The sequence below is a fragment of the Variovorax sp. 01T439_2 genome, assembly GCF_056398445.1.
Map to the genome: position 1 here is coordinate 1 of NZ_JBFTPJ010000765.1, position 2,919 is coordinate 2,919.

The window sequence follows — 2,919 nt, forward strand, 5'->3', positions numbered from 1 at the left end:
GCACGACGTGGCCAAGCAGATCGGCGACGTGGAGGACATGATCCAGAAGAAGATCGACATCCTGCTGCTGAACCCGACCGACTCCACCGGCGTGCAGTCGGCCGTGCGCTCGGCCAAGAAGGCGGGACTGATCGTGGTGGCGGTGGATGCCAACGCGCAGGGCCCGGTCGACTCCTTCGTGGGCTCGAAGAACACCGACGCGGGCCGCCTCGCCTGCGAATACCTTGCCAAGAGCATCGGCGAGAAAGGCGACGTGGCCATCCTCGACGGCATTCCGGTGGTGCCGATCCTGGAGCGCGTGAAGGGCTGCCGCGAGGCGCTGGCCAAGTACCCCGGCATCAAGGTGGTGAGCACGCAGAACGGCAAGCAGGAGCGCGCCACCGCGCTCACGGTCACCGAGAACATCCTGCAGGCCAACAAGGACCTGAAGGGCATCTTCAGCGTGAACGACGGCGGCTCGATGGGCGCGCTCGCGGCCATCGAGGCCAGCGGCAAGGACGTGAAGCTCGCGAGCGTGGACGGCGCGCCCGAAGCCATCAAGGCGATGCAGAAGCCGGGCTCGAAGTTCATCGCCACCACCGCCCAGTACCCGCGCGACCAGATCCGCCTGGCGATCGGCATCGCGCTGGCGAAGAAGTGGGGCGCCAACGTGCCGGCCGCGGTGCCGGTGGACGTGAAGCTGATCGACGCCGAGGGCGCGAAGACCTTCAGCTGGTAACCGGCGCCGGCCATGACCTCCTCCTCTGCACCAGAAGAGATGCTCCGGCTGGAAGGCGTGTCCAAGCGCTTTCCGGGCGTGAAGGCGCTCTCGGGCATCGACCTCTCGATCCGCAAGGGCGAGGTGCATGCGCTGCTCGGCGAGAACGGCGCGGGCAAGTCGACGCTGATGAAGATCCTCGGCGGCATCTACCAGGCCGACGAGGGGCGCATCTTCATCGAGGGCAGCGAGCGCAGCTTCGCGGGCTATGGCGACGCGATCGCGGCGGGCATCGGCATCATCTTCCAGGAGTTCAGCCTCGTGCCGTATCTGAACGCGGTGGAGAACATCTTCCTGGGCCGCTACCTGACGAACCGCTTCGGGCTGATGGACAGGGCCGCGATGAAGCGTTCGGCGCAGCAGCTCTTCGACGAGCTGGGCGTGCAGATCGACCTTGGCGTGCCGATCTGCCGGCTCTCGGTGGCGCAGCAGCAGTTCGTGGAGATCGGCAAGGCACTGTCGCTCGACGCGAAGCTGCTGGTGCTCGACGAGCCCACCGCCACGCTCACGCCCAATGAGGCTGGCCACCTGTTCAGGATCATGCGCGAGCTGCGTGCCAGGGGCGTGGCGATGATCTTCATCTCGCACCACCTGGACGAGATCTTCGAGGTGTGCGACCGCATCAGCGTGCTGCGCGACGGCGCCAACGCGGGGCATGCGGAGGTGGGCGCGACCGATGTGGATGCGCTGGTCGAGATGATGGTTGGCCGCAGGATCGAGCACAGCTTTCCGCCCAAGCCGCAGCCCGCGCCGCGCGGGCGCAAGGTGCTCGAGGTGCCCGAGATCCAGCTCGCCAAGGGCGGGCCGGTGAACAGCTTCGAGCTGCATGAGGGCGAGATCCTCGGCTTTGCGGGGCTGGTGGGCTCGGGCCGCACCGAGCTTGCGCTGGGCATGATGGGCGCCGACCGCGCGCACCGCAAGACGGTGCTGCGCAACGGCCGGCCCGTTCGCTTGAACGATCCGACGCAGGCGCTCGCGAACGGCATTGGCCTGTTGCCCGAGAGCCGCAAGGTCGAGGGGCTGATCACCGACTTCACGGTCCGCTTCAACATCTCGATGAACAACCTCGGCCGCCACAGGCGCGCGGGGCTCGTGAGCCAGAAGTCGGAAAGGCAATCGGCCACCGAGCTCTCGAAGCGCGTGGGCGTGAAGGCGCCGGGCATCGAGACGCGCGTGGCCACGCTGTCGGGCGGCAACCAGCAGAAGGTGGTGATCGCGCGCTGGCTCGGCCACGCGAGCGAGGTGCTGATCTTCGACGAGCCCACGCGCGGCATCGACGTGGGCGCCAAGGCCGAGATCTACGGCCTCATGCGCGAGCTCACGCAGCAGGGCAAGGCCATCATCATGATCTCGAGCGAGCTGCCCGAGATCGTGGGCATGTGCGACCGCGTGGCGGTGTTCTCGGGCGGGGCCATTGTGGCGACGCTGGAAGGTGACGCGATCAATTCGGGCGACATCATGCGGCACGCTACTTCGTCCGGGGGCCTTCAATGACTGCCGCTTCGGGGCGCGCTCCCGCCGACGGGGTACCTTGCTCCGCGAATGTCCTCCGGCCTGCGGCCTCCCCCTTGATTTCGCTGCGCAAGGCACCCCATCGACGTGATCGTTATGCGGAGCGGTCGTTGATCAGCGATRCACAACGAGCGTGCCCAAGTGCACAGRGCATCGGGTGCTCCCCGCAGCGAAATCAAGGAGGAGGCCGAAGGCCGGGGGACATTCGCGGAGGGGAGTACCCGGTGATCTGTGCACACGCCCTGAACAACAGCGCCAAGAACAACAGCGCCCCTGTCTTCCAGCAATGCGCCATGGAGCACCTGAAATGAACGCAACCGCAACCCATCCCACGCCGCCCGCACCGGCAGGCGGCCCCTTCACCCAGCTGCGCCGCTCGACCGCCTTCCTCCCACTGGTAGGCCTCGTCGCCATCTCGGTCTTCATGATCGCCGCGACCGACAACTTCCTGTCCTGGGGCAACCTGCAGAACATCGCGCTGCAGTCGTCGATCAACGCCATCATCGCGGTCGGCATGACCGCCGCCATCCTCACCGGCGGCATCGATCTTTCGGTGGGCGCGGTGGTGGCGCTCTCCGGCACGCTCGCCTCGGGGATGATGGTGCAGTTCGGGCTGCCGCCGATGCTCGCCGTGCCGCTCGGGCTGGCCG

Annotated in this window: 3 protein-coding genes; all 3 read left to right on the forward strand. The window is 67.3% G+C overall.

Annotated features, from left to right (window positions below; all coding sequences use genetic code 11):
- The coding region (locus AC1DOC_RS27395; protein WP_478130890.1) for a substrate-binding domain-containing protein at positions 1 to 718 on the forward strand (718 nt) is incomplete at its 5' end.
- Between the two features lie 12 nt (positions 719 to 730).
- The gene (locus AC1DOC_RS27400) at positions 731 to 2,251 is read left to right on the forward strand and encodes a sugar ABC transporter ATP-binding protein (RefSeq protein WP_478081353.1); all 1,521 of its coding nucleotides are present in this window, start codon (positions 731 to 733) and stop codon (positions 2,249 to 2,251) included.
- A 325-nt stretch (positions 2,252 to 2,576) separates the two neighbouring features.
- Positions 2,577 to 2,919, forward strand: a 343-nt coding sequence (locus tag AC1DOC_RS27405) for an ABC transporter permease (RefSeq protein ID WP_478130891.1), incomplete at its 3' end; no start/stop codon positions are given.